This is a genomic window from Aquabacterium lacunae (assembly GCF_004310865.1).
Lineage (GTDB): Bacteria > Pseudomonadota > Gammaproteobacteria > Burkholderiales > Burkholderiaceae_C > Aquabacterium > Aquabacterium lacunae.
Map to the genome: position 1 here is coordinate 174,262 of NZ_SIXI01000002.1, position 20,650 is coordinate 194,911.

The following is a 20,650-nucleotide window of genomic DNA, read 5'->3' on the forward strand; positions in this document are numbered from 1 at the left end:
CTTGTTCGCCGGGATCAGCGAGCGTAGACGTTCATGCCAGGGAAGAAGAACGACACTTCGACGGCGGCGGTTTCGGGAGCGTCCGAACCGTGCACGGCGTTGGCGTCGATCGACTCGGCGAAGTCAGCGCGGATGGTGCCGGGGGCAGCCTTCTTGGGATCGGTGGCGCCCATCAGGTCACGGTTCTTCTGGATGGCGCCTTCGCCTTCCAGCACCTGAATGAACACGGGGCCGGACACCATGAAGTCCACCAGGTCCTTGAAGAAAGGACGGGCAGCGTGCACAGCGTAGAACTGTTCGGCTTCAGCGCGCGACAGGTGCACCAGCTTGGCAGCGGCGACCTTCAGGCCAGCGCCTTCAAAGCGGGCGACGATTTGACCGATGACGTTCTTGGCAACGGCGTCAGGCTTGATGATCGACAGGGTGCGTTCGATGGCCATGAAAAGAGCTCCGATTGTTGGATTGGGAAAACCCGGCATTGTACTGTGGCCGGGTGAAGGAATGAAGAAGGTGTGCGGGCGTCAAGCTGGGCTAACCCTGTGACACCCCCGCACACCCGGGGAAATGACCGGAAACCGGCGTGGCGATTGCCCGGATCAGCGACGACGACCGCCGCCACCGCTGCGGTTGCCACCCCCACGGTTGCCGCCACCACCGCCCGACTTGCCAAAGAATGCGTCGGCGCCGATGTAGCCCACCGAGGTCTGCAGCGGATCGGGCTCACGCGGGCCGCCGCCCTTCTTGGCACCGCCACCGCGCTGCTGATCAAACTGGTCCGGTCGACCAAAGCCCGAGGCAATGCGCTTGGAACCCTTGGCGAAGCGACGGTCGAAGGTCTGCTCCAGCGGGTTCGGGATGCGGGTGAAATCTTCCTCGTCGTCGTCGTGGCGGGCCTCGTGGGCACGGTCGTCACGCGGCGGGCGATTGGGCTGCTGCGGGCGGTCGTTGCGCTCGAAACGCTGCTGCCCCCCCTGCTTGGGGCCGCCTTGCTGCGGGCGCTGTTGACCTTGATGGCCTTGCTGACCCTGACCGAAGCCCTGACCCTGCTTGCCGCCGTGTTTGCCGCCCTGCTTGCCACCTGGCTTGCCGCCCTGGCGGTCACCCTGGCGATCGCCCTGACGGTCGCCGCGCTGGAACTCCTGATGACCTGCCAGCGACTTCACGGCACGCACATCGGACTCACCCAGCTCGACCCACACGCCGCGCTTGAGGCCGTGCGGCAGCACGATGGAGCCATAACGCACGCGGATCAGGCGGGACACCGTCAAGCCCACAGCGTCGAACAGCTTGCGCACTTCGCGGTTGCGGCCTTCGGTGATGACCACGCGGTACCAGCGGTTCACCCCTTCGCCCCCCCCTTCGTCGATGGACTTGAACGAGGCCTGCTGGCCTTCGATCTCGACACCATTGAGCAGGGTGTTGCGGGTATCGGGCGTGAGCGAGCCCAGCACACGCACGGCGTACTCACGCTCCACACCGAAGCGCGGGTGCATGAGCTGGTTGGCCAGGTCGCCGTTGTTGGTGAACAGCAGCAGGCCTTCGGTGTTCAGATCCAGACGGCCCACCGACTGCCACTTGCCGTGCTGCAGCTTGGGCAGGCGGCGGAACACCGTGGGGCGGTTCTGCGGGTCTTCGTGGGTGACCACTTCGCCCACGGGCTTGTGGTAGGCGAGGATGCGGGCCGGCGGCGGCTGGATGCGCACACGGATGAGCTTGCCACCCACGGCGATCTTGTCACCGAACGACACGCGCTGACCGATGTGGGCCACTTCACCGTTCACGGAGATGCGGCCTTCTTCGATCATCTGCTCGATGTCACGGCGCGAGCCCACACCCGACTGGGCCAGCACCTTCTGCAGCTTGGGGGCATCGGGTTCGGGGCGCAGCACACGCTTGGTCTGCGCAGCCTCTTCCGATTCTTCCTGCTCTTCCTGGTGCAGTTCGTCGAACTGGCCTTCCAGCAGTTCCTGGAACACGGCATTGGCCTGCTCGGCCGCGATCAGGGCGCGGCGCGAGGGGCGGTCGTCTTCCGAACCCTGACCTTCGGCCGATTCGGCACCGCCTGCGCCCTCGGCGGCACGGCGGTCTTCGAGGGCAGCGGCTGGTGCGTCGGCGTCACGGCGCGGGCCGCGGCGCTCGTCGCGCGGGCCACGGCCACCCTCACGACCACCATCACGGCGCTCACCTCGCGCCGGACGCTCGCGGCGCGGGGGGCGCTCGCCATCTTGCGCGGCCACCTCGGAGTCGGCCGACGCCATCGCGGCTTCAGCCGGCGCATCCGAGGCCGAACCCAGGCTCAGCACGCCATCGGCTGCAAGCTCCACGGGCGCTGCTTCGGGCGCCTCGGCGTCGGCCACGCGCTTGCGCGGCGCACGCTTGGGTTTGACGGGCTCGGCACCCTCTGCCGACTCGTCAGCGGGCGCGGCCACCGGGGCCGCAGCACTTTCGGCCTCGACCACCTTGACGGCACGCTTGCGGGCCACCTTGCGGGCAGGCGCGGGCTCGTCTGCCGAAGCCTCGGCCGGAGCAGCGCCCTCGGCGCTTTCGGTACCGGGCGTCGCGTCAGCCTTGGGCTTGCGGGTGCGCTTGGGCTTGGCGGGTGCCGCCTCGGCGGCGTCGGCCGCAGAACCTCCCGAGACGGGGTTCAGGTCATCAGGTTCTTGCATGGGGATGTCGTTGCTCATCAAAGGGAGGGAGAAGGGGGCACCGGGCCGTCGTCCGGCGCTGGCCCATCGGTCAGCGTGTCGGACGAATCAGGCGCAGGGTCAACCTGGCTGGGCGCATCGGCGGGGGTCGCATCGGCCGCCGCATCGGGCGGGGCGACAAGGTCATCAGAAGCAGCGTCAAGCACCTCGGGAAGCGCTGGGGCTGCCTCGCTGTCCCCCAGGGCTTCGGCCAGCAGTTCGGCTTGTGCCGCATCGGCCTGGGGGTCGGAGGTGGCCTGTTCGGCCGCCTCCAGTTCGGCCAGGTGGGACGCCACGGCGTCGGCCACCTCGCCTTCAAGGCCCGGCAGCAGGCTTTGCGCCCCCACCAGTCCATCGAGTTCGGGCAACTGGCTGAGGCTGGCCAGGCCCATGTCGTCCAGGAATTGTTTCGTGGTGGCGAACAAGGCAGGTCGACCAGGCGCTTCGCGGTGGCCGATCACCTCGATCCAGCCGCGGTCTTCCAGCTGTTTGACGATCTGGGCGCTGACGGTCACGCCGCGGATGTCTTCGATGTCACCCCGGGTGACCGGCTGCTTGTAGGCAATGATGGCCAGGGTTTCCATCGTGGCGCGCGAATAGCGGGGCGGCTTTTCGGGGTTGGCGCGATCGAGCCAGCCCTGAACTTCCGGCCGGGTCTGAAAACGCCAGCCGGTGGCTGTTTCCCGCAGTTCAGCGCCGCGCCCCTGCCAGCGCCCGATCAAGGCAGACAGCAAGGCGCGCACGGCGTCGGCCGACAGCATGTCGTCGAACAGGCCGCGCATGTCGCGCAGGGTCAGCGGTTGATCGGCACTCAGGAGCGCCGCCTCCAGGATGCATTCAGCGTCCCGGCTGTCGAGAATGTTCATCTCTCCGGTCACGTTCGGCCGACGCATGCACCTGAGGCTCTCCAAAAGAGAGCAGGATGTTCAGGCGGTGCATCGGGGGCCTGGGCCCAGGGCGTGGTGACACCTTCTTGTGGGCACCCGGGCACGGACAGAGCCTGCGGGGTGCCTGGCTGCGGCGTCAGGCAGGACGAGGGGAATCACTCCCAGTCGTCGTCGAATTCGTCGTCGAAGTCTTCGTCGTCGAAACCGTCGAACGCTTCGTCTTCCAGTTCATTATGCACCACCTGCTGCCACGCGGTGGACAGATCTTCCGGCATGGCCGCACGGAAGGTCAGCTTCTCGCCGGTGATGGGGTGATCGAACGACAGGCGGAACGCGTGCAAGGCCTGGCGCTCCATGCCCAGGGCCTGCGGCCCGCCGTACAGGGCATCGGCCACCAGCGGGTACTGTCGGTTCGACAGGTGCACGCGGATCTGGTGGGTGCGCCCCGTGTGCAGGATGCACTCCACCGCGGCCACCTCGCCACGCACCACCCCCTTGGGCGTGCGGAAGCGGTGATCGACCTCCAGCAGCCCCTTGACCTTCACGTCGGTGCGGGCCGGCTTGCCCGTGCGCACCACGGCCATCTTCACGCGGGAGACGGGGTCGCGGCCGATGGGGGCGTCGATGGAAAACTGGATGGGCGGATCACCCCAGACCAGGGCGCGGTACTGCCGGTGCACCTTGCGGTCGGCGATGGCGCGGGTCAGGCGGGTGCAGGCTTCGAGCGTTTTGCCCACCACCATCAGACCGCTGGTGTCCTTGTCCAGACGGTGCACGATGCCAGCGCGTGGCAGCACCACGGCTCCGGCATGGTGGGCCAGCAGGCCGTTGAGCAGCGTGCCGCTCCAGTTGCCGGCGGCCGGATGCGCCACCAGCCCCACCGGCTTGTTGACCACCAGCAGGTCGTCGTCTTCATAGACCACGTTCAAGGCCATGGGCTCGGGCGTGAACGACAGGCTCTGGGCCGTGGGCCGCAATTGGGCCTGCACGCGCTGGCCGGCCTGCACCTTCTTCGAAGGCGAGGTCAGCGGCTGCCCCCCCACCGTGACCAGGCCATCTTCGATCAGTTGTTTGAGGTGGTTGCGCGAGTAGTGCGGAACCACCAAGGCCAGGAACTGGTCGAGTCGTTTGAGGTGATGGGCTGCGTCGACGGTGACATCCACCGCCTCGGGCACGAACGCTGCGGTATCGGCGCCATGAACAGCCTCATCGTCGGCATCAGGCTCGCCTTCATCGGCACCCTCCCCGTCGACCAGGTCCAGTTCGTCGAAAACCCCTTCTTCCGAGGGCGCGGGCCCTTGAGGCAGCGCCGACTGCGAACCCGCGATTTCCTCGGGCAGAACGACAGCAGCAGATTTGGCTTTGACAGACTTGGGTTTGGGCATGTGAGAGGCTTCTATACTGCAGGGTGTTTCGCACAAACTGCGCCCTGCGCAACAGACCAGTGAACGTTTTCAAGCAATCGCCGACCGGCATCGTGAACAAAAGCCTGTGGGCGGCCCTGGTGGCCGTGTCGCTGACGATCGGACTGGCGGGCTGTGGCTCGACGCCGCAAGACGAATTCGCCAACGTCAGCACCGACAAATTGTATGCCGACGCCCGCGAAGAGGCCTCCGCCGGCAATTTCGAGGCGGCCATCAAGCGCTACGAAAAGGTCGAGGCGCGCGCTTCGGGCACGCTGATGTCCCAGCAAGCCCAGCTGGAACTGGCATACGCCTATTACAAGACCAATGAGCGCGCCCAGGCCCTGGCCAAGATCGAGCGCTTCATTCGCCTGCACCCGACCAGCCCGGCCATGGACTACGCCATGTACCTCCAGGGCCTGATCAACTTCAACGACGACCTGGGCATCTTTGGTCGGCTGTCGAAGCAGAACATGGCCGAGCGCGACCAGCAGGCCTCCCGCGACGCCTATGACGCCTTCAAGCAGCTCACCGAGCGCTTCCCGACCTCGAAGTACGCTGCCGACGCCCGTCTGCGGATGAACTTCATCGTGAACACGCTGGCCGAAGGCGAAGTGCTGGTGGCGCGCTACTACTACCGCCGTGGCGCCTACCTGGCCGCGGTGAACCGTGCCCAGGTGGCCGTGACCGAGTTCCGCAATTCACCGGCCGTGGAAGAAGCCTTGTTCATCATGGCGCGCAGCTACGACCAGATGGCCATGCCGCAACTGCGCGACGACGCCCTGCGCGTGCTCAAGACCAACTTTCCAAACAGCACGCTGCTGAGCCAGGGCTACCAGCCGGTCAGCAAGCCCTGGTGGCAGGTGTGGTGAGCTGACGCGCACGGCGGGCGAGCCAGCCCTTGGCTGCGCGTGCGCCATTCGGGCGCCCCAGCGCCTCGCTGATGAATTGCCCGGCATCGACCAGGGCATCGAAGTCGATGCCGGTGTCGATGCCCAGGCCCCGCATCAGGTAAGCCACGTCTTCGGTGGCCACGTTGCCCGTGGCGCCGGCCGCAAAGGGGCAACCGCCCAGGCCGCTGATGCTGGCGTCGAACACGTGCACCCCCATCTGCAGGCTGGCCAGCACATTGGCCAGCGCCTGCCCATAGGTGTCGTGGAAATGACCCGACACCTCGTGCAGCGGGTAGTGCCTGAGGGCACGCTCCATGGCCGACTGCACCTGGCGGGCCGTGCCCACACCAATGGTGTCTGCCACACCCACATGGTCCACGCCCATGGCCCGGTAGGCCTTGACCACGCGCTCGACCTCTTCAGGTGAGACATCGCCCTGGTAAGGGCAACCCACGGCGCATGAAATGGCGCCACGCACGCGAAGGCCAGCGGCTTTGGCGCCGGCCACCACGTCGGCAAAGCGCTCAAGCGAGGTGTCGATGCTGCAGTTCAGGTTGCGTTGACTGAAGGCCTCGCTGGCCGCCGCGAAAATGCAGACCTCGTCGGCGCCGCTGGCCAGGGCCCCCTCCAGCCCCTTGGCATTGGGTGCCAGCACCGAGTAACGCACGCCAGGCTGGCGCTGGATGCGCGCCATGACCTCGGCCGCATCGGCCATCTGGGGCACCCACTTGGGACTGACGAAGCTGGTGACCTCGATCTGGCGCAGGCCTGCAGCCTGCAGGCGCTCGACCAGTGCCACCTTCAGGTCGGCCGGAACCGGCTGGGCCTCGTTCTGCAACCCGTCGCGCGGCCCCACCTCCAGGAGCGTGACGCGGTCAACCAGCATCTGAGCCCCCGGGGGTGAAACCGGTCAGTCGCCCCTGGTCATGCACCGTGCCGCCCAGCGGCTGGACATCGACCGGCTCGTCCACGGGCGCCTCGTCACCGGGTTGCGACGCCAACTGCGCGCGCTGGTGCTTGAAGCGCTTGGCACGGTCATACGGGAACACATCGTGCACGTAACCGGCCTGGATGCGCTCCTTGTACTGCTGCCAGAAATCGGGTTCGAGCAGGTCTGCGTGGTGCTTCATGAAAATGGCACGCACGCGCGGGTCACCCAGCAAGAAGGGGCCGAAGGTTTCGGGGAACACATCTTTCGGGCCCACCGAATACCAGATCTCACCCGACATCTCGTCTTCCTCGTTGCGCGGCTCAGGCACCTTGCGGAAGTTGCAGTCGGTGATGTATTCGATCTCGTCGTAGTCGTAGAACACGACCTTGCCGTTGCGGGTGACACCGAAGTTCTTCCAGAGCATGTCGCCCGGGAAGATGTTGGCGGCCACCAGGTCTTTCAACGCGTTGCCGTACTCGATCACGGCATGCTCCAGTGCCTCGCCCTCGGCCTCCTGGATGTAGATGTTCAACGGCACCATGCGGCGCTCGATGTACAGGTGCTTGAGGATCAGCACCTTGCCGCCCTCTTCCTCTTCCATCACGCTGGGCGCGAACTTGCGGATCTCTTCGATCAGCTCGTCTTCAAAGCGGTCGCGCGGGAAGGCCACGCTGGTGAATTCGAGTGAGTCGGCCATGCGCCCCACGCGGTCGTGCTGCTTGACGAGCTGGTACTTGCTCATGATCATCTCGCGCGTGGTTTCCTTCTGTGGCGGGAAGTAGTCCTTGATGACCTTGAACACGAAGGGGTACGACGGCAGGTCGAACACCAGCATGACCATGCCCTTGATGCCCGGCGCGATGCGGAACTTGTCGCTCGAGTGCTTGAGGTGGAACAGGAAGTCGCGGTAGAACAGGTTCTTGCCGTGCTTTTGCAGGCCGATGGCGCTGTAGAGCTCGGCGCGCGGCTTGCGTGGCATCAGGGTGCGCAGGAACTGCACGTAAGCCGAAGGCACCATCATGTCGACCATGAAGTAGGCGCGGGCAAAGCTGAACAGGGCCAGCAGGTCATCTTCCCCGAACAGGGCGGCATCGATGTACAGCTGCTGCTTGCCGTTGTGCAGGATGGGCAGGGCAAAGGGCAGGCTGCGGAAGCCATTGACCACCTTGCCCACGATGTAGGCCCCCTTGTTGCGGTAGAACAGGTTGGCCAGCACCTGGATCTGGAAGTTGGTGCGCAGGCGCACATTGCCCACCTGCTCACGCAAGGCGTCGTACACGTGGTCGACGTCGCGGTCGAGGTTTTCGAAGGGGATGGCCAGGTCGTAGTTCACGACCATCTGGCGCAGCATGTCGCGCAGGTTGTCCTTGTTCGGGTAATAGGCCAGGAAGCTAGTCTGCCCGTTGCTGTCTTCGTCGTCGATGTACTCGGTCGACACCGCAGGCCGCAGGAAGATGAAGTCGTTCTGGTAATACTGCCGATGCAGGATCTTGATGGTGACCGAGTTGAAAAAGGTCTCGGCCAGCTCCGGCTGCGGGTGCCCGGTCAGCAAACCGATGTAGAACAGCTTGACCTGCTGCCACACCTCCATGGGCAGCTCGCTGGCCTGGTAGCGGGCCTCCAGGGCCTCGATGGCCTCGTCCACGCGCAGGTCATAGAACTCGATGCGGGCGCGCTGGGCGTCTTGCTGGCCATGCCAGTCGGCCTGCTCGAAACGCTGCTTGGCGCGACCGCTGGTGGTGCGGAAGATCTGGTAATGCTTGTCGAAGCCATCCAGCAAGGCCTGAGCAATTTCGAAAACGCGGGTGTCGGTGAGCTGCTGCGGAAACATGGGCGAAACCGTCCTGTGGGTGTTGAGGCCTCGGGCGGGCTGGAAATGCCCGAGACCGGATCTGAAAGGTCAGTCCTGCGCGGCGGCCGGCAGCTGGGCTGCATAACGCGCCCGCAGGGAGCCCAGCGCCTGAGCGTAGGCTTCTGGCACATCTTCGCTGCGGTTCACGCTCATGCGGATGTCCTTGAGCAAACCGTTATGCAATCCATAGACCAGGCCATGCACTTCCACGCCCTGCCCCCGGGCCCAGGCGTCCTGCACCACGGTGGTCTGGCACACATTGAGCACCTGCTCCAGCACATTGAGCTCGCACATCGCATCCAGGCGCACCGGCCCTTCGGGCAGCGCCAGCAGCCAGTCGCGGTGCTGGTTGCGCACGTCCTGCACATGGCGCAACCAGTTGTCGGCGATGCCCACGCGCAGGTTGTTCATGGCAGCGTTCACGCCGCTGCAGCCGTAGTGGCCCACCACCATCACGTGCTTGACCTTGAGCGAGTCGATCGCGAACTCCATGACCGACAGGCAGTTCAGGTCGGAGTGCACGACCACATTGGCCACGTTGCGGTGAACGAACAGCTCACCAGGCAGCAGGCCCACGATTTCATTGGCCGGAACGCGGCTGTCGCTGCAACCGATCCAGAGGTACTCCGGGTTCTGCTGCTTTTGCAGGCGAGTGAAGAAACCCGGCGTGCGTTGCTCGATGTCGCGCGCCCAGGCGCGGTTGCTCTCGAAAAGATGTGTCAATGCCATGTCGCCAGTGTAGACAATGGCTGGCCCCCTGGGGCGAATAGCCCCCAAGCCTCGCGCGCACCTGCAGTCCTTTAGGATGCCCCCCATGACCATTGAACGCACCGAGGCCGCTGCACCCACTGCCGCCCCTGCCCCCTTGCAGTTTCCCTGGGGTGACGAACGCCCTGCCGTGGGCCAATGGCTGACACTGCAGCCGGGCCTGCACTGGGTGCGCATGCCCCTGCCCTTCGCGCTGGACCACATCAACCTGTGGGTGCTGGACGACGCCCTGCCTGCATCGGCACCCCATGGCCTGCCGGGGTACACCGTGGTCGACTCAGGCGTGCACACTGCGGCCATCCAGGAGGCCTGGGTGCAGTTGTGGGCCGGCCCCATGGCCGGTGGCGCACTGGCCAAGATGGTGGTCACGCACATGCACCCCGACCATGTGGGCAACGCCCAATGGCTGATCGAGCGTTTCGGCTGTGCCGAAGCGCCGCCCCTGTGCTGGATGAGCGCCACCGACTGGCTGGCTGCCCGCGTGGCCAGCGAGACCACCTCCGGACACGGCGGGGAGCGTGCTGCAGCCTTCTTTGCCAGCCACGGCCTGACCGAGGCCCAGGGCCTGGACAAGATCCGTGCGCGCGGGGATTACTACGCCTCGATGGTGCCGCAGGTGCCCGGACGGCACCGCCGCCTGCTGGATGACATGGCAGTGAGCATCGGCGGTGACAGCTGGCGCTGCATCGCGGGGTATGGCCATGCGCCCGAGCACATGGCCCTGTACTGCGCCAACCGGGGCGTGCTGATTTCGGGCGACATGCTGCTGCCACGCATTTCCACCAACATCAGCGTGATCGAATCAGAGCCCGAGGCCGACCCGCTGGGCCTGTTCTTGCATTCGCTGAGTGCCTACGAGGCCTTGCCAGCCGACACCGTGGTGCTGCCTTCGCATGGCCTGCCCTTCGTGGGCATCCACGCGCGGGTGGCGGCGCTGCGCCAGCACCATGCTGACCGCCTGGACGACATCCTGCAGGCCTGTGCCACCCAGGGCAGCCTGACCGCCGCCGCCCTGCTGCCCGTGCTGTTCAAGCGCGCGCTGGACCTGCACCAGACCAGCTTTGCCATGGGCGAAGCCGTGGCCCACCTGAACCACCTGTGGCACCAGGGCCAGCTTCAACGCCACCAGGACGACGGCGGCGTGTGGCGCTTCACTCGGGGATGACCGCGTGCCGCAGTTGCTCGAGCGGCACCTCGTAGTCGGGCAAGGCCTCAGCCACCACCTGCCAGAAACGCGGGCTGTGGTTCATCTCGCGGAGGTGAGCCAATTCGTGCACGACCACATAGTCGATCACGGCCGGTGAAAAGTGCATCAGCTTCCACTGCAGGCGGATGGTGCCATCGACGCTGGCACTGCCCCAGCGCGTGCGGGCCGACGACAGCTTGAGCGCCTTCATCTGCACGCCCATGGCTGGGCTGAAATGCGCCAGACGCTCACGGTAATGCGCCAGTGCCTGGCCCTGGAGCCAGCGCAGCACATGCTCGCGCATCCAGGTGACCGCACGGGCTGGCTCGGCGGCCCACTGCACCTGCTCGGCAGCAGGCACGCCCACATGCAGCACCCGCTGTGCCACGCCCGGCAAGCCATGCTGCTGCTCGACCAGGGTGCAACCCTTCTGGCCCGGGGCCCACATCATCACCAGCGGCTCACCCAGGTAGGGAATGCTGCCGCCTTCTTCCCATGTGATGCGTGCAGCGGCCTGCCTTTGGCCCTTGTCGCGCTGATCGACCAGCTTGGCGCAGATCCAGCGCGACTTGTCGCTCAGGGCCTGCTCGATGTCGTTCCAGGTGGCCCATCGGGGCGCACGCACGGTGAGACCCTCAGGGCTGACCACCATGCCAATGCTGCGGCGCTTGCAACGCAACAACTCGAAGCCCACCAGCACCTGCCCGAGCAGCATCTCATGCTGCGCCGACGGATGACGGAACACCGACAAAGCCGCCGCAGGCGCAGAGGCCTCGGCCGTGACCGAATGGCGCAACAAAGAAAACTTGGGAGGAGGCGTCATGCCGTCAGAGGAAACGTCAGAAACGGGAAAACCGGAGGGGTCGGTGGGCGAATCATGGGGCGCGTGCGGCGCGGTGCGTGTGCTCACGTGGGTGGGGGCCTCCAGGGGCTCCCCCCACCAGGGCAGCAGCATCTGCTTGAGGTTCATGCCGTCTGCCCCCGGTAGGCGTCTGGGTCCAGTCGGCGCATGTCGGCTTCGATCCAGCGCTCGACCTCGTCCATCAGGGCCTGGGCATCGCGCCCCTGCGGCGGGATCGGACGGCCAAACGACACATCGATCACCCCGGGCTCGATCACCCACCGGGCTTTGGGCCAGCAACGCGCCGACGTAACCGCCACGGGCAGCACCGGCGTGTCGGTCGCCACCGCCAGCCGGGCGGCGCCCAGCTTGTAGGGCAGTTGTCCGCCACGGGGCCCTCGCGTGCCCTCAGGAAACAGGATCACCCAGTTGCCGCGGTCCATCATCAGTCGCCCCTGTTCGGCCACCTTGCGGGACGCCTGCTGCCGGGCCGAACGGTCGATGTGCACCATGTCCATGCGGGCCAGGGCCCAGCCAAAAAACGGCACCCACAGCAGCTCTTTCTTGAACACATAGGCCAGCGGGCGGGGCATGGTGGCCAGAAAGAAAAAGGTCTCCCAGGCCGACTGGTGCTTCGCACAGATCACCAGGCGCTGGTTGGCTGCATGGGCCGAGGCCACATGGTCCCAGCCGTGCACGCGCGCGTGAACCCCGGCGATGCGCTCGGCGCCCCACAGGGCCAGCTGGCACCACAAGCGCGCAAAAGCAAACAGCGCCTTGCCCCGAACGAAGGCGGAAGCCAGCACGATGGACAAGGCCACCGGAACGACGGTGGTGGTCAGCCAGACACCCAGCATGACCGTGCGAATCAGGTTCAGCATCGGCGCTTCAGGTCAGCTCGCCCATGTGCGTGGCCACAGGAGCCTCTTCACCGTGGGCCTTGCGGTCACGCAAGATGACGAAATCTGCAAACGACGACAGATCAGGGTGAATGGTCAGGTCAGGCACCTGCTGGCGCAGCGCCACCAGTTCGGCTTCCGTCATGCTGGCGGCCTGCCCGGTGCGCACCAGGTGCGGCTCGCAGCCCACCGACTGGGCAGCCAGCACGTCACGCGGCAGGTCACCCACCATGGGCACGCCATCGAGGGCCACGCCAAACCTTTCACCGATCATGTTGAACAGGCCCGGCTGGGGCTTGCGGCAGGTGCAGTGGTCTTCCGGTGTGTGGGGGCAGAAGAACACGGCATCGACCCGCGCCCCGTGCCGCGCCAGCATCTGGTGCATCTTGGCGTGCATGGCATTGAGTGCCGCCATGTCGAACAGGCCGCGGCCGATGCCCGACTGGTTGGTGGCGACGACCACATGCCAGCCGGCGTGGTTCAAGCGCGCAATGGCTTCGATGGCGCCTGGCAGCGGCACCCACTCGTCGGCCGACTTGATGTAGTCGTCACGCTCGTGGTTGATGGTGCCGTCGCGATCGAGGATGACCAGCTTCATGCCTGCCAGTATGACGCAGTGATGACCAAAAATACGCGCTGCAAACCCGGCCTCAGGCGGCCAGGCGTGACAGGTCGGCGACCTGGTTCATGGCGCCATGCAGGGTGGCCAGCAAACCCAGGCGGTTGGCCTTGAGTGCGGCGTCGTCGGCATTGACCATCACGCTGTCGAAGAAGGCGTCCACCGGGCCCTTCAACACGGCCAGGGCCTTGAGCGAGGCGGTGTAATCACCCTGCTCGAAAGCCTGTTGTGCCACCGGTGCAGCCGCTTGCAGGGCCTCGTACAAGGCAGCTTCGGCCGCTTCCTTGAGCAAGGCGGTGTCCACCACGGCCTTGACCTCGCCATCGGCCTTCTTGAGGATGTTGCCCACGCGCTTGTTGGCCGCCGCCAGCGAAGCCGCCTCGGGCAGTGCCGCGAAGGCACGCACAGCCTCCAGGCGACGGGGCACGTCACCCAGGCGAGCTGGCGACAGGGCCAGCACCGCATCGACCTCCTGAGCGCTGTAGCCCTGCTCGCGCAGGGACACGGCCAGGCGGTCGGCAAAGAAAGTCAGCAAAGGCTGCGAAGGGTCCTGGATCAGCTCGCCAAAGGCGGACAGCGCGGCCTGGATCAGGGCGGGCAGCTGCACCGGCAGCTTGTTCTCGACCAGGATGCGGATCACGCCCAGCGCATGGCGGCGCAGCGCGAAGGGGTCCTTGTCGCCGGTGGGCAATTGACCGATGCCGAACAGGCCGATCAGAGTTTCCAGCTTGTCGGCCAGGGCCACCACGGTGCCTGTGTGGTTGCGAGGCAGCGCATCGCCTGCAAAGCGCGGCTTGTAGTGGTCTTCGATGGCGATGGCGACGCCGTCGCGCAGACCTTCATGGCGGGCGTAGTAGCCACCCATGATGCCCTGCAACTCGGGGAACTCGCCGACCATGTCGGTCAGCAGGTCGGCCTTGGCCAGTCGCGCGGCTTCCTGGGCCTTGCTGTCGAGCACATCGAAGTGGTCCTTCTGGTCGGCCGTGAACGGCACGGTGCCCAGGCTCCACTGCTTGACGATCTCGTGGGCGATGGCGCGCACGCGCTCGGCACGCTCGCCCTGGCTGCCCAGCTTGCCGTGGTACACCACCTTGGCCAGGCCATCCAGGCGCGAGGCCAGCGTCTTCTTGCGATCTTGATCGAAGAAGAATTTCGCATCGGCCAGGCGGGGGCGCACCACGCGCTCGTTGCCCTGGATGATGGCGCTGGGGTCGGCGGGGCTGATGTTGCTCACCACCAGGAACTGGTGGGTCAGCTTGCCTTCGGTGTTCAGCAGCGGGAAGTACTTCTGATTGGCCTTCATGGTGAGGATCAGGCACTCTTGAGGCACTTCCAGGAAGGCCTCTTCGAACTTGCCGATCAGCACGTTGGGGCGCTCGACCAGGGCGGTCACTTCGTCCAGCAGGGCGTCGTCTTCGATGGGCTTGAGGTTGGCGCCGGCCTGGGCTGCGGCAGCCGCCAGCTGGCGCACGATCTCGGCGCGGCGGGCTTCAAAGCCGGCGATCACGGCACCTTCGGCCAGCAGCTGCTCGGCGTAGGTGTCGGCCGTGCGAATGACGACCGGGTTCACGGCCGCCTCGAAACGATGGCCTTGCGTGGCACGGCCCGACTTCAGACCCAGGGTGCCGATCTCGACCACCTGGTCACCGTGCAGGGCCACCAGGCCGTGGGCCGGGCGCACGAAGTTCACGCTGGTCCAACCGGGCTTGAAGCCGGCGCCTTCGCCCTGCTCCAGCTGGTAGGTCATGACTTTCGGAATGGGCAGCTTGGCGATGGTTTCGTCCAGGGCCTTTTGCAGGCCCTCGGCCAGCGTGGCGCCGGCCTTGACGCTGTCGAAGAACAGGGCTTCGGCCTTGCCGTCGGGCAGGCGCTTGAGCGAAGGCACCACCTCGGCACCAGCGCCGACGGCGGCCAGCTTCTTGAGCAGTGCGGGCGTGGCCTGGCCATTGGCATCCAGGCCCACGGCCACGGGCATCAGCTTGAGCTGCACGGCCTGGTCGGCGGCCTTGGCAGCCACCTGGGCCACGTGCACGGCCAGACGGCGCGGCGAGGCATAAGCGGTCACGGCGGCATCGACGGCGGCCAGGCCCTGGGCCTTCAGGCTGTCGGCCAGTGTGGTGGCGAAAGCATCACCCAGCTTGCGCAGGGCTTTGGGGGGCAGCTCTTCAACGAACAGCTCGACCAGCAGGTTCGCGGTGTGGGCAGTGGTCATGCTCAGGCAGCCTTCTTGTTGTTCAGTTGTTCGATCACTTCGTCGGCCCAGTCCTTTGGGGCCATGGGGAAGTCCAGGCGCGCACGGCTGTCGAGGTAGGCGGCGGCCACGCTGCGCGCCAGGTTGCGGATGCGGCCGATGTAGGCGGCACGTTCGGTCACAGAGATTGCGCCGCGTGCGTCCAGCAGGTTGAAGGTGTGCGCGGCCTTGAGCACCTGTTCGTAAGCCGGCAAGGCCAGCTGCTGCTCCATCAGGTACTTCGCCTGGGCCTCGTAATTGCTGAAAGCGCCCAACAGGAACTCGACATTGCTGTGCTCGAAGTTGTAGGTGCTCTGCTCGACCTCGTTCTGGTGGAACACATCGCCGTACTTGATGCCCGGCGCGTAGACCAGGTCATAGACGTTTTCAACGCCTTGCAGGTACATGGCCAGGCGCTCCAGGCCATAGGTGATCTCGCCCGTGATGGGCTTGCAATCGATGCCGCCGACCTGCTGGAAGTAGGTGAACTGCGTCACTTCCATGCCGTTGAGCCACACCTCCCAGCCCAGACCCCAGGCGCCGAGCGTGGGGTTTTCCCAGTCGTCTTCCACGAAGCGAACGTCGTTCTTCTTGAGGTCGAAGCCCAGGGCTTCCAGCGAGCCCAGGTACAGCTCCAGGATGTTGGCCGGCGCGGGCTTGAGCACCACCTGGAACTGGTAGTAGTGCTGCAGACGGTTGGGGTTCTCGCCATAGCGGCCGTCTTTCGGGCGACGGCTGGGCTGCACGTAGGCGGCCTTCCAGGGCTCGGGGCCCAGGGCGCGCAGGAAGGTGGCAGTGTGGCTGGTGCCGGCGCCCACTTCCATGTCATAGGGTTGCAGCAGGGCGCAGCCTTGGGCGTCCCAGTAGCTTTGCAGACGCAGAATCAGTTGCTGGAAGGTCAGCATGTCGATCGCCTTGAATTCGTGGGCCGCTGCATGAAGGTGCGGCAGCGGCAAAACGCGTTATTTTACGGGCCGCCAGACCAGGGCCAGCAACAGCGCCAGCGCAGCGGCGATCAAAGGCCACAGGCCGAAGGGGCCGGCCCAACGCGCAAAAGGCGTCAGGCCTTGCGTGCCCTGCACGGAGGCCTGCAGCACGCCGCGCGTGTTGGGCGGCTGCATGGCCACCACCTGACCGCGGTGATCGATCACCACCGTGGCCCCGGTGTTGGTGGCACGCAGACTGGGACGCTGAAACTCCAGCGAACGCAAGCGTGCTATCTGAAGGTGCTGGAAGATGATGACCTCCTCACCGAACCAGGCCAGGTTGCTCACATTGGCCAGGATGGTGGGCGGCGGTGTGGGCCCCTGCGTGAAACGCGCGGCGAGGTCTTCGCCAAAGAGGTCTTCGTAGCAGATGTTGGGCGCCACCCACTGCCCTTTCACCTCGAACGAAGGCGCATTGGCCGGCCCACGGGTGAAATCACCCAGCGGCATCTGCATCAGGTCGACGAACCACCGGAAGCCCCAGGGAATGAATTCACCGAACGGCACCAGGTGGTGCTTGTTGTAGCGGTAGTACCCCCCCGGCTGCTGCACCGTGCCTGCCGAGATGCCGACCACCGAGTTGGTGTAACCCGCCTTGAAACTGCCCAGCGGCACACCGAACAGTGCCGCGGTACCGCCCTGCTGAAAATGACGCACCAGGGGCGGCCAGAAGTTGTCAGGGAGTTGCTCGGGCAGCAAGGGGATCACGGTTTCAGGCGCCATGACCAGGTCAGAACGCTGAGCCAGCATGGCGTCGGCGTGCCAGCCCATGGCCTGGATCTGGAACGAGGCCTCGAACTTTTCGTTCTGGGGCACATTGCCTTGCACCAGGCTGACCGACAGGGGCGCTCCGACGGGCTGGGCCCATTGTCCGACGCCACCCACTTGCGCTGCTTGCATCGCCAGCATCAGGCCCAGCACCATCGCTGCAGCCCTCACCAGCCCACGGCGCAACACCGCGGCCAGCGCCAGGGCCGCCGCCAGGGTGGCCGCCACCCAGCCGATGCCGTACACGCCCAGCCAGGGCGCCAGGGCCGCCAGCGGGGTGTCCACCTGCGAATAGCCACTGGACGCCCAGGGAAAACCGGTGAAGATCAGGGCGCGGGCCACCTCGGCCAGGCACCAAAGGGCTCCAAAAAGCGCCGCATCAGCCCACCACTGGCCGCGTCGCCAGCGCACCCACAAAGCCCCCGCCGCGGCCATGTAAAGCGCCAAAGCACCTGACAGCAGCACGATGGACAGCACGGCCAGCCAGGAGGGCAGCCCTCCGAACTTGTGCAAGCTGACATACAACCAGGCCGTACCACCCGTGAACCAGGCCGTGGCAAAACCCCACAGCAGCCAGCCGCCCTGCCCCGGCCGCGCCGCCCGCGACAGCATGGCCACCAAAGCAGCCAGCACACCCATGGCGAGCAGGCCAGGCAGGGCTGCTGAACTGCGGTGCACCCAAGGGGTGAAGGCCAGCGCCATCAGCGCCCCCAACACCAGGCCAGGCAAGGTCCAGCGCCAGCCAGACAAGACAACAGTTCCCATGAAGCACAAATGTGAAGAATGCGGCGCAGAGCGCCAGCGAGAGCCCACTCAGGCCGCGTCGTCGGCAGCCTGAGGCTCCGGCACCGACTGTGGCTTGCGCGTGACCTTGAACCAGCGCACAGAACCACCACGCGCCAGCATCACCGTGAAACGCAAGCCCTGGAGGTCAAGCGCCTCACCCCGTCGGGGCACCCGGCCAATCTCATGGGCCACCAGCCCCCCGATGGTGTCGAACTCCGCTTCAGGCAGGTTCGCCCGGAACACCTCGTTCACTTCCGCAATCGTCGTGTCACCCGCCACGCGCTGGCTGCCATCGGCGAGCGTGAAGATCGACGAATCACTCGACTCGTCGTCGAACTCGTCCTCGATCTCGCCCACGATCTCTTCAAGCACATCCTCGATGGTGATCAACCCGGCCGTGCGACCGAACTCGTCGATCACGATGGCCAGGTGGCTGCGGTTGGTCTTGAAATCGCGCAACAACTCATTGAGCCCGCGAGATTCAGGCACGAACATCGGCGGACGCAGCAACGTGCGCAACTTCAGCTCAGGCGCGCGCTGCAACTTGAGCAGGTCTTTGGCCATCAGCACACCCACGATGTTGTCGCGGCTGCCTTCGAACACCGGAAAACGCGAATGCCCGGTGTCGATCACGCGCGCCAGCAGGTCGTCGTAGGGCATGTCGATGTCGAGCATGTCCATGCGGCGCACCGCCACCATCACATCACCGGCGGTCATGTCCGCCATGCGGATCACACCCTCCAGCATCACCCTCGACTGCGGCTCGATCAGCTCGCGCTGCTCGGCGTCGGCCAGCGATTCGATCAGTTCGTCGGTGGAATCCGGGCCTGGGTGCAGGAATTCAACCACCCGATCGAAGAGGGAACGACGATCGCGGCGCGCCAGGGGCGCATTTCTGGGTTCAGCCCGAGGGGGCCGACTCTGGGAGGGTTCAGACACGGCAGCGGTGTCGCAGTTGAGACACAGCAAGAATAGCGCACCCGTGTGGCTGCCGGGGTGCACCAGCAGGGCTACACTTGTGGTATGAGCCTGATTCCCGTCACCATCCTTACCGGTTTTCTCGGCAGCGGCAAGACCACGCTGCTCAAGCGCGTGCTCACCGAGTCGCACGGCCAGAAAATCGCTGTCATCGAAAACGAGTTCGGTGAAGAAAACATCGACAACGACATCCTGGTGGCCGACACCGAGGAGCAGATCATCCAGATGAGCAATGGCTGCATCTGTTGCACGATCCGGGAAGACCTGCGCGCCACCCTGACCGATCTGGCTTTCAAACGCCACGAAGGCAAGCTGCAGTTCGACCGCGTGGTGATCGAAACCACCGGCCTGGCCGATCCAGGCCCTGTGGCCCAGACCTTCTTCATGGACGACGACATTGCCGAGCAGTACCTGCTGGACGCCATCGTCACCCTGGTCGACGCCAAGCACGGCCATCAGCAGCTGGACACCCGTCAGGAAGCGCGCCGCCAGGTGGGCTTTGCCGACCAGATCTTCATCAGCAAGTCCGACCTGGTCACCGAAGCCGAGGCCGACGCGCTGGCCCACCGCATCAAGCACATGAACCCGCGCGCGCCACAGCGTCGCGTGCACTTTGGTGAAGTGGCCATCAGCGAGGTGTTCGACCTGCGCGGCTTCAACCTGAACGCCAAGCTCGACATCGACCCCGACTTCCTGAAAGACGACGGGCACCACCATCACCATGATCACGGGCACGACCATGGACACGACTGCGGCCATGACCATGCACACGGCGAACACTGCGACCACCCGCACCACCACGCCCACGACGACGATGTGAAATCTTTCGTCTTCAAAGCCGACAAGCCCTTCAACCCCAGCAAACTGGAAGATTTCCTGGGCTCGATGGTGCAGATCTACGGCCCACGCATGCTGCGCTACAAGGGTGTGCTGAACGTCAAGGGCATGGAACGCAAGGTGATCTTCCAGGGCGTGCACCAGATGATGGGCAGCGACGTCGGCCCCGCCTGGGCCAAGGGCGAAGCGCGCATCAGCAAGATGGTGTTCATCGGCATCGACATCCCCCAGGACCTCTTCAGGGCAGGTCTGGAGGGTTGCCTGGCCTGAACGTGGCTACAATGCCGCGCGCTCACCCCATGCAATGAGCAGGCGATGGAGCAGTACCGGCCATGCGTCACCCAAGAAATGTCAGCGGATCGCTGGACAAGAAGGAGGTTCCTGTGACCAAGACCACGGCCAAGACTGCCGCGCCAGCCACCAAAAAAGCCGCCACCAAGGCAGCCACCGCAGCACCGAAAAGCGCTGCGTCCAGCAACAGCTCGTCTGAATCCCCCAACAAAGTCGCCAAGGCGGTCAAACCCGCCCCCTCGGCGACTCAAGCTTCGGCCAAACTGGCCGAACCCGCAGTACCAGAGTCCAAGGTTTCCAAGAACATGCCCACCACCGCCACCAAGGTTGACAGCAAGCTCGCCAACGCTTGGAAGACCAAGTCCGGCGCCCAGCTGACCGAGCAGGAACTGCTGGCCATGCCCGACGCCGAGTACATGAACGACAAGCAATTGGAGTTTTTCCGCACCCGTCTGGAAGCGCTGAAGGACGACCTGCTGAGCAACGCCGGCGAAACCACCGAGCACCTGCGCGAAGACACCTCGATCGTGCCTGATCCGGCCGATCGCGCCACCATCGAGGAAGAGCATGCCCTGGAGCTGCGCACCCGCGACCGCGAACGCAAGCTGCTCAAGAAAATTTCACAGGCGATCACCCGCATCGAATCGGGCGACTACGGCTTCTGCGACGAAACCGGTGAACCCATCGGTCTGGGCCGGCTGCTGGCCCGTCCGACCGCCACCTTGTCGATCGAGGCTCAACAGCGCCGCGAGCTCAAGCAGAAGATGTTCGGGGACTGAGCCCTGACACCCCCCTCACAGGCAGTCCCCAC

18 protein-coding genes are annotated in these 20,650 nt (G+C 65.5%); 4 read left to right on the forward strand and 14 right to left on the reverse strand.

Annotated elements, in window-relative coordinates; genetic code table 11:
- Positions 1-14: 14 nt before the first annotated feature.
- The 4 genes from ndk to EYS42_RS04590 form a co-directional block, all read right to left on the reverse strand.
- Positions 15-440, reverse strand: a complete 426-nt coding sequence (gene ndk / locus EYS42_RS04575; protein WP_130966689.1) for a nucleoside-diphosphate kinase — start codon at positions 438-440, stop codon at positions 15-17.
- 156 nt (positions 441-596) lie between these two features.
- Positions 597-2,666: a 23S rRNA pseudouridine(2605) synthase RluB gene (gene rluB, locus EYS42_RS04580; RefSeq protein WP_130966690.1), complete on the reverse strand. Its 2,070-nt coding sequence runs from the start codon at positions 2,664-2,666 to the stop codon at positions 597-599.
- Positions 2,667-2,683: 17 nt separating this feature from the next.
- Complete coding sequence (gene scpB / locus EYS42_RS04585) at positions 2,684-3,550, reverse strand: SMC-Scp complex subunit ScpB (protein ID WP_130966691.1); 867 nt, start codon at positions 3,548-3,550, stop codon at positions 2,684-2,686.
- A 176-nt stretch (positions 3,551-3,726) separates the two neighbouring features.
- Positions 3,727-4,956, reverse strand: a complete 1,230-nt coding sequence (locus EYS42_RS04590; protein ID WP_130966692.1) for an RluA family pseudouridine synthase — start codon at positions 4,954-4,956, stop codon at positions 3,727-3,729.
- A 59-nt stretch (positions 4,957-5,015) separates the two neighbouring features.
- Here EYS42_RS04590 and EYS42_RS04595 point away from each other — a divergent pair, with 59 nt between their 5' ends.
- The gene (locus EYS42_RS04595) at positions 5,016-5,846 is read left to right on the forward strand and encodes an outer membrane protein assembly factor BamD (protein ID WP_245503505.1); all 831 of its coding nucleotides are present in this window, start codon (positions 5,016-5,018) and stop codon (positions 5,844-5,846) included.
- Here EYS42_RS04595 and EYS42_RS04600 read toward each other — a convergent pair.
- The 3 genes from EYS42_RS04600 to can form a co-directional block, all read right to left on the reverse strand.
- Positions 5,818-6,753, reverse strand: a complete 936-nt coding sequence (locus EYS42_RS04600; RefSeq protein WP_130966693.1) for a hydroxymethylglutaryl-CoA lyase — start codon at positions 6,751-6,753, stop codon at positions 5,818-5,820. The genes EYS42_RS04595 and EYS42_RS04600 overlap by 29 nt on opposite strands.
- Entirely contained in the window at positions 6,743-8,629 is a 1,887-nt protein-coding gene (gene aceK / locus EYS42_RS04605) for a bifunctional isocitrate dehydrogenase kinase/phosphatase (RefSeq protein ID WP_130966694.1), read from the reverse strand. Before aceK ends, EYS42_RS04600 begins: the two co-directional genes overlap by 11 nt.
- 69 nt (positions 8,630-8,698) lie before the next feature.
- Complete coding sequence (can, locus tag EYS42_RS04610) at positions 8,699-9,379, reverse strand: carbonate dehydratase (RefSeq protein WP_130966695.1); 681 nt, start codon at positions 9,377-9,379, stop codon at positions 8,699-8,701.
- Between the two features lie 85 nt (positions 9,380-9,464).
- Between can and EYS42_RS04615 the strand changes: the two genes are divergently transcribed.
- The gene (locus EYS42_RS04615) at positions 9,465-10,583 is read left to right on the forward strand and encodes an MBL fold metallo-hydrolase (RefSeq protein WP_130966696.1); all 1,119 of its coding nucleotides are present in this window, start codon (positions 9,465-9,467) and stop codon (positions 10,581-10,583) included.
- Here EYS42_RS04615 and EYS42_RS04620 read toward each other — a convergent pair.
- Genes EYS42_RS04620 through EYS42_RS04650 form a run of 7 tightly spaced genes read right to left on the reverse strand, consistent with a single transcriptional unit; the run spans position 10,570 to position 18,672 of the window.
- Positions 10,570-11,574: a M48 family metallopeptidase gene (locus tag EYS42_RS04620; protein ID WP_130966697.1), complete on the reverse strand. Its 1,005-nt coding sequence runs from the start codon at positions 11,572-11,574 to the stop codon at positions 10,570-10,572. The two genes, EYS42_RS04615 and EYS42_RS04620, sit on opposite strands and share 14 nt — an antisense overlap.
- Positions 11,571-12,326 (reverse strand): lysophospholipid acyltransferase family protein, encoded by a 756-nt coding sequence (locus EYS42_RS04625; protein ID WP_342635512.1) that lies wholly within the window; start codon positions 12,324-12,326, stop codon positions 11,571-11,573. Before EYS42_RS04625 ends, EYS42_RS04620 begins: the two co-directional genes overlap by 4 nt.
- A 7-nt stretch (positions 12,327-12,333) precedes the next feature.
- Positions 12,334-12,942 carry a D-glycero-beta-D-manno-heptose 1,7-bisphosphate 7-phosphatase gene (gmhB, locus tag EYS42_RS04630; RefSeq protein ID WP_130966698.1) on the reverse strand — a complete coding sequence of 203 codons (609 nt, stop codon included), beginning with the start codon at positions 12,940-12,942 and terminating at the stop codon, positions 12,334-12,336.
- Between the two features lie 52 nt (positions 12,943-12,994).
- The gene (gene glyS / locus EYS42_RS04635) at positions 12,995-15,175 is read right to left on the reverse strand and encodes a glycine--tRNA ligase subunit beta (RefSeq protein ID WP_130966699.1); all 2,181 of its coding nucleotides are present in this window, start codon (positions 15,173-15,175) and stop codon (positions 12,995-12,997) included.
- Between the two features lie 2 nt (positions 15,176-15,177).
- Positions 15,178-16,098: a glycine--tRNA ligase subunit alpha gene (gene glyQ, locus EYS42_RS04640; protein ID WP_130966700.1), complete on the reverse strand. Its 921-nt coding sequence runs from the start codon at positions 16,096-16,098 to the stop codon at positions 15,178-15,180.
- Positions 16,099-16,155: 57 nt separating this feature from the next.
- Entirely contained in the window at positions 16,156-17,712 is a 1,557-nt protein-coding gene (gene lnt, locus EYS42_RS04645) for an apolipoprotein N-acyltransferase (RefSeq protein ID WP_130966701.1), read from the reverse strand.
- Between the two features lie 48 nt (positions 17,713-17,760).
- Positions 17,761-18,672 (reverse strand): CorC family transporter, encoded by a 912-nt coding sequence (locus tag EYS42_RS04650; RefSeq protein WP_425358865.1) that lies wholly within the window; start codon positions 18,670-18,672, stop codon positions 17,761-17,763.
- Between the two features lie 84 nt (positions 18,673-18,756).
- On the opposite strand from EYS42_RS04650, the gene EYS42_RS04655 reads away from it, so the two are divergent.
- A complete protein-coding gene (locus EYS42_RS04655; RefSeq protein ID WP_130966702.1) occupies positions 18,757-19,818 on the forward strand; it encodes a CobW family GTP-binding protein in 1,062 nt (353 codons plus the stop codon).
- Positions 19,819-19,931: 113 nt separating this feature from the next.
- Complete coding sequence (dksA, locus tag EYS42_RS04660; protein WP_245503506.1) at positions 19,932-20,618, forward strand: RNA polymerase-binding protein DksA; 687 nt, start codon at positions 19,932-19,934, stop codon at positions 20,616-20,618.
- Positions 20,619-20,650 lie beyond the last annotated feature (32 nt).

Coding starts and splice junctions, on each gene's coding strand:
- glyS (WP_130966699.1), bottom strand. CDS start 15,175: ATGACCACTGCCCACACCGCGAACCTGCTGGTCGAGCTGTTCGTTGAA.
- lnt (WP_130966701.1), bottom strand. CDS start 17,712: ATGGGAACTGTTGTCTTGTCTGGCTGGCGCTGGACCTTGCCTGGCCTG.
- EYS42_RS04590 (WP_130966692.1), bottom strand. CDS start 4,956: ATGCCCAAACCCAAGTCTGTCAAAGCCAAATCTGCTGCTGTCGTTCTG.
- aceK (WP_130966694.1), bottom strand. CDS start 8,629: ATGTTTCCGCAGCAGCTCACCGACACCCGCGTTTTCGAAATTGCTCAG.
- EYS42_RS04625 (WP_342635512.1), bottom strand. CDS start 12,326: ATGCTGAACCTGATTCGCACGGTCATGCTGGGTGTCTGGCTGACCACC.
- gmhB (WP_130966698.1), bottom strand. CDS start 12,942: ATGAAGCTGGTCATCCTCGATCGCGACGGCACCATCAACCACGAGCGT.
- EYS42_RS04615 (WP_130966696.1), top strand. CDS start 9,465: ATGACCATTGAACGCACCGAGGCCGCTGCACCCACTGCCGCCCCTGCC.
- can (WP_130966695.1), bottom strand. CDS start 9,379: ATGGCATTGACACATCTTTTCGAGAGCAACCGCGCCTGGGCGCGCGAC.
- rluB (WP_130966690.1), bottom strand. CDS start 2,666: ATGCAAGAACCTGATGACCTGAACCCCGTCTCGGGAGGTTCTGCGGCC.
- ndk (WP_130966689.1), bottom strand. CDS start 440: ATGGCCATCGAACGCACCCTGTCGATCATCAAGCCTGACGCCGTTGCC.
- EYS42_RS04655 (WP_130966702.1), top strand. CDS start 18,757: ATGAGCCTGATTCCCGTCACCATCCTTACCGGTTTTCTCGGCAGCGGC.
- glyQ (WP_130966700.1), bottom strand. CDS start 16,098: ATGCTGACCTTCCAGCAACTGATTCTGCGTCTGCAAAGCTACTGGGAC.
- scpB (WP_130966691.1), bottom strand. CDS start 3,550: ATGAACATTCTCGACAGCCGGGACGCTGAATGCATCCTGGAGGCGGCG.
- EYS42_RS04620 (WP_130966697.1), bottom strand. CDS start 11,574: ATGAACCTCAAGCAGATGCTGCTGCCCTGGTGGGGGGAGCCCCTGGAG.
- EYS42_RS04600 (WP_130966693.1), bottom strand. CDS start 6,753: ATGCTGGTTGACCGCGTCACGCTCCTGGAGGTGGGGCCGCGCGACGGG.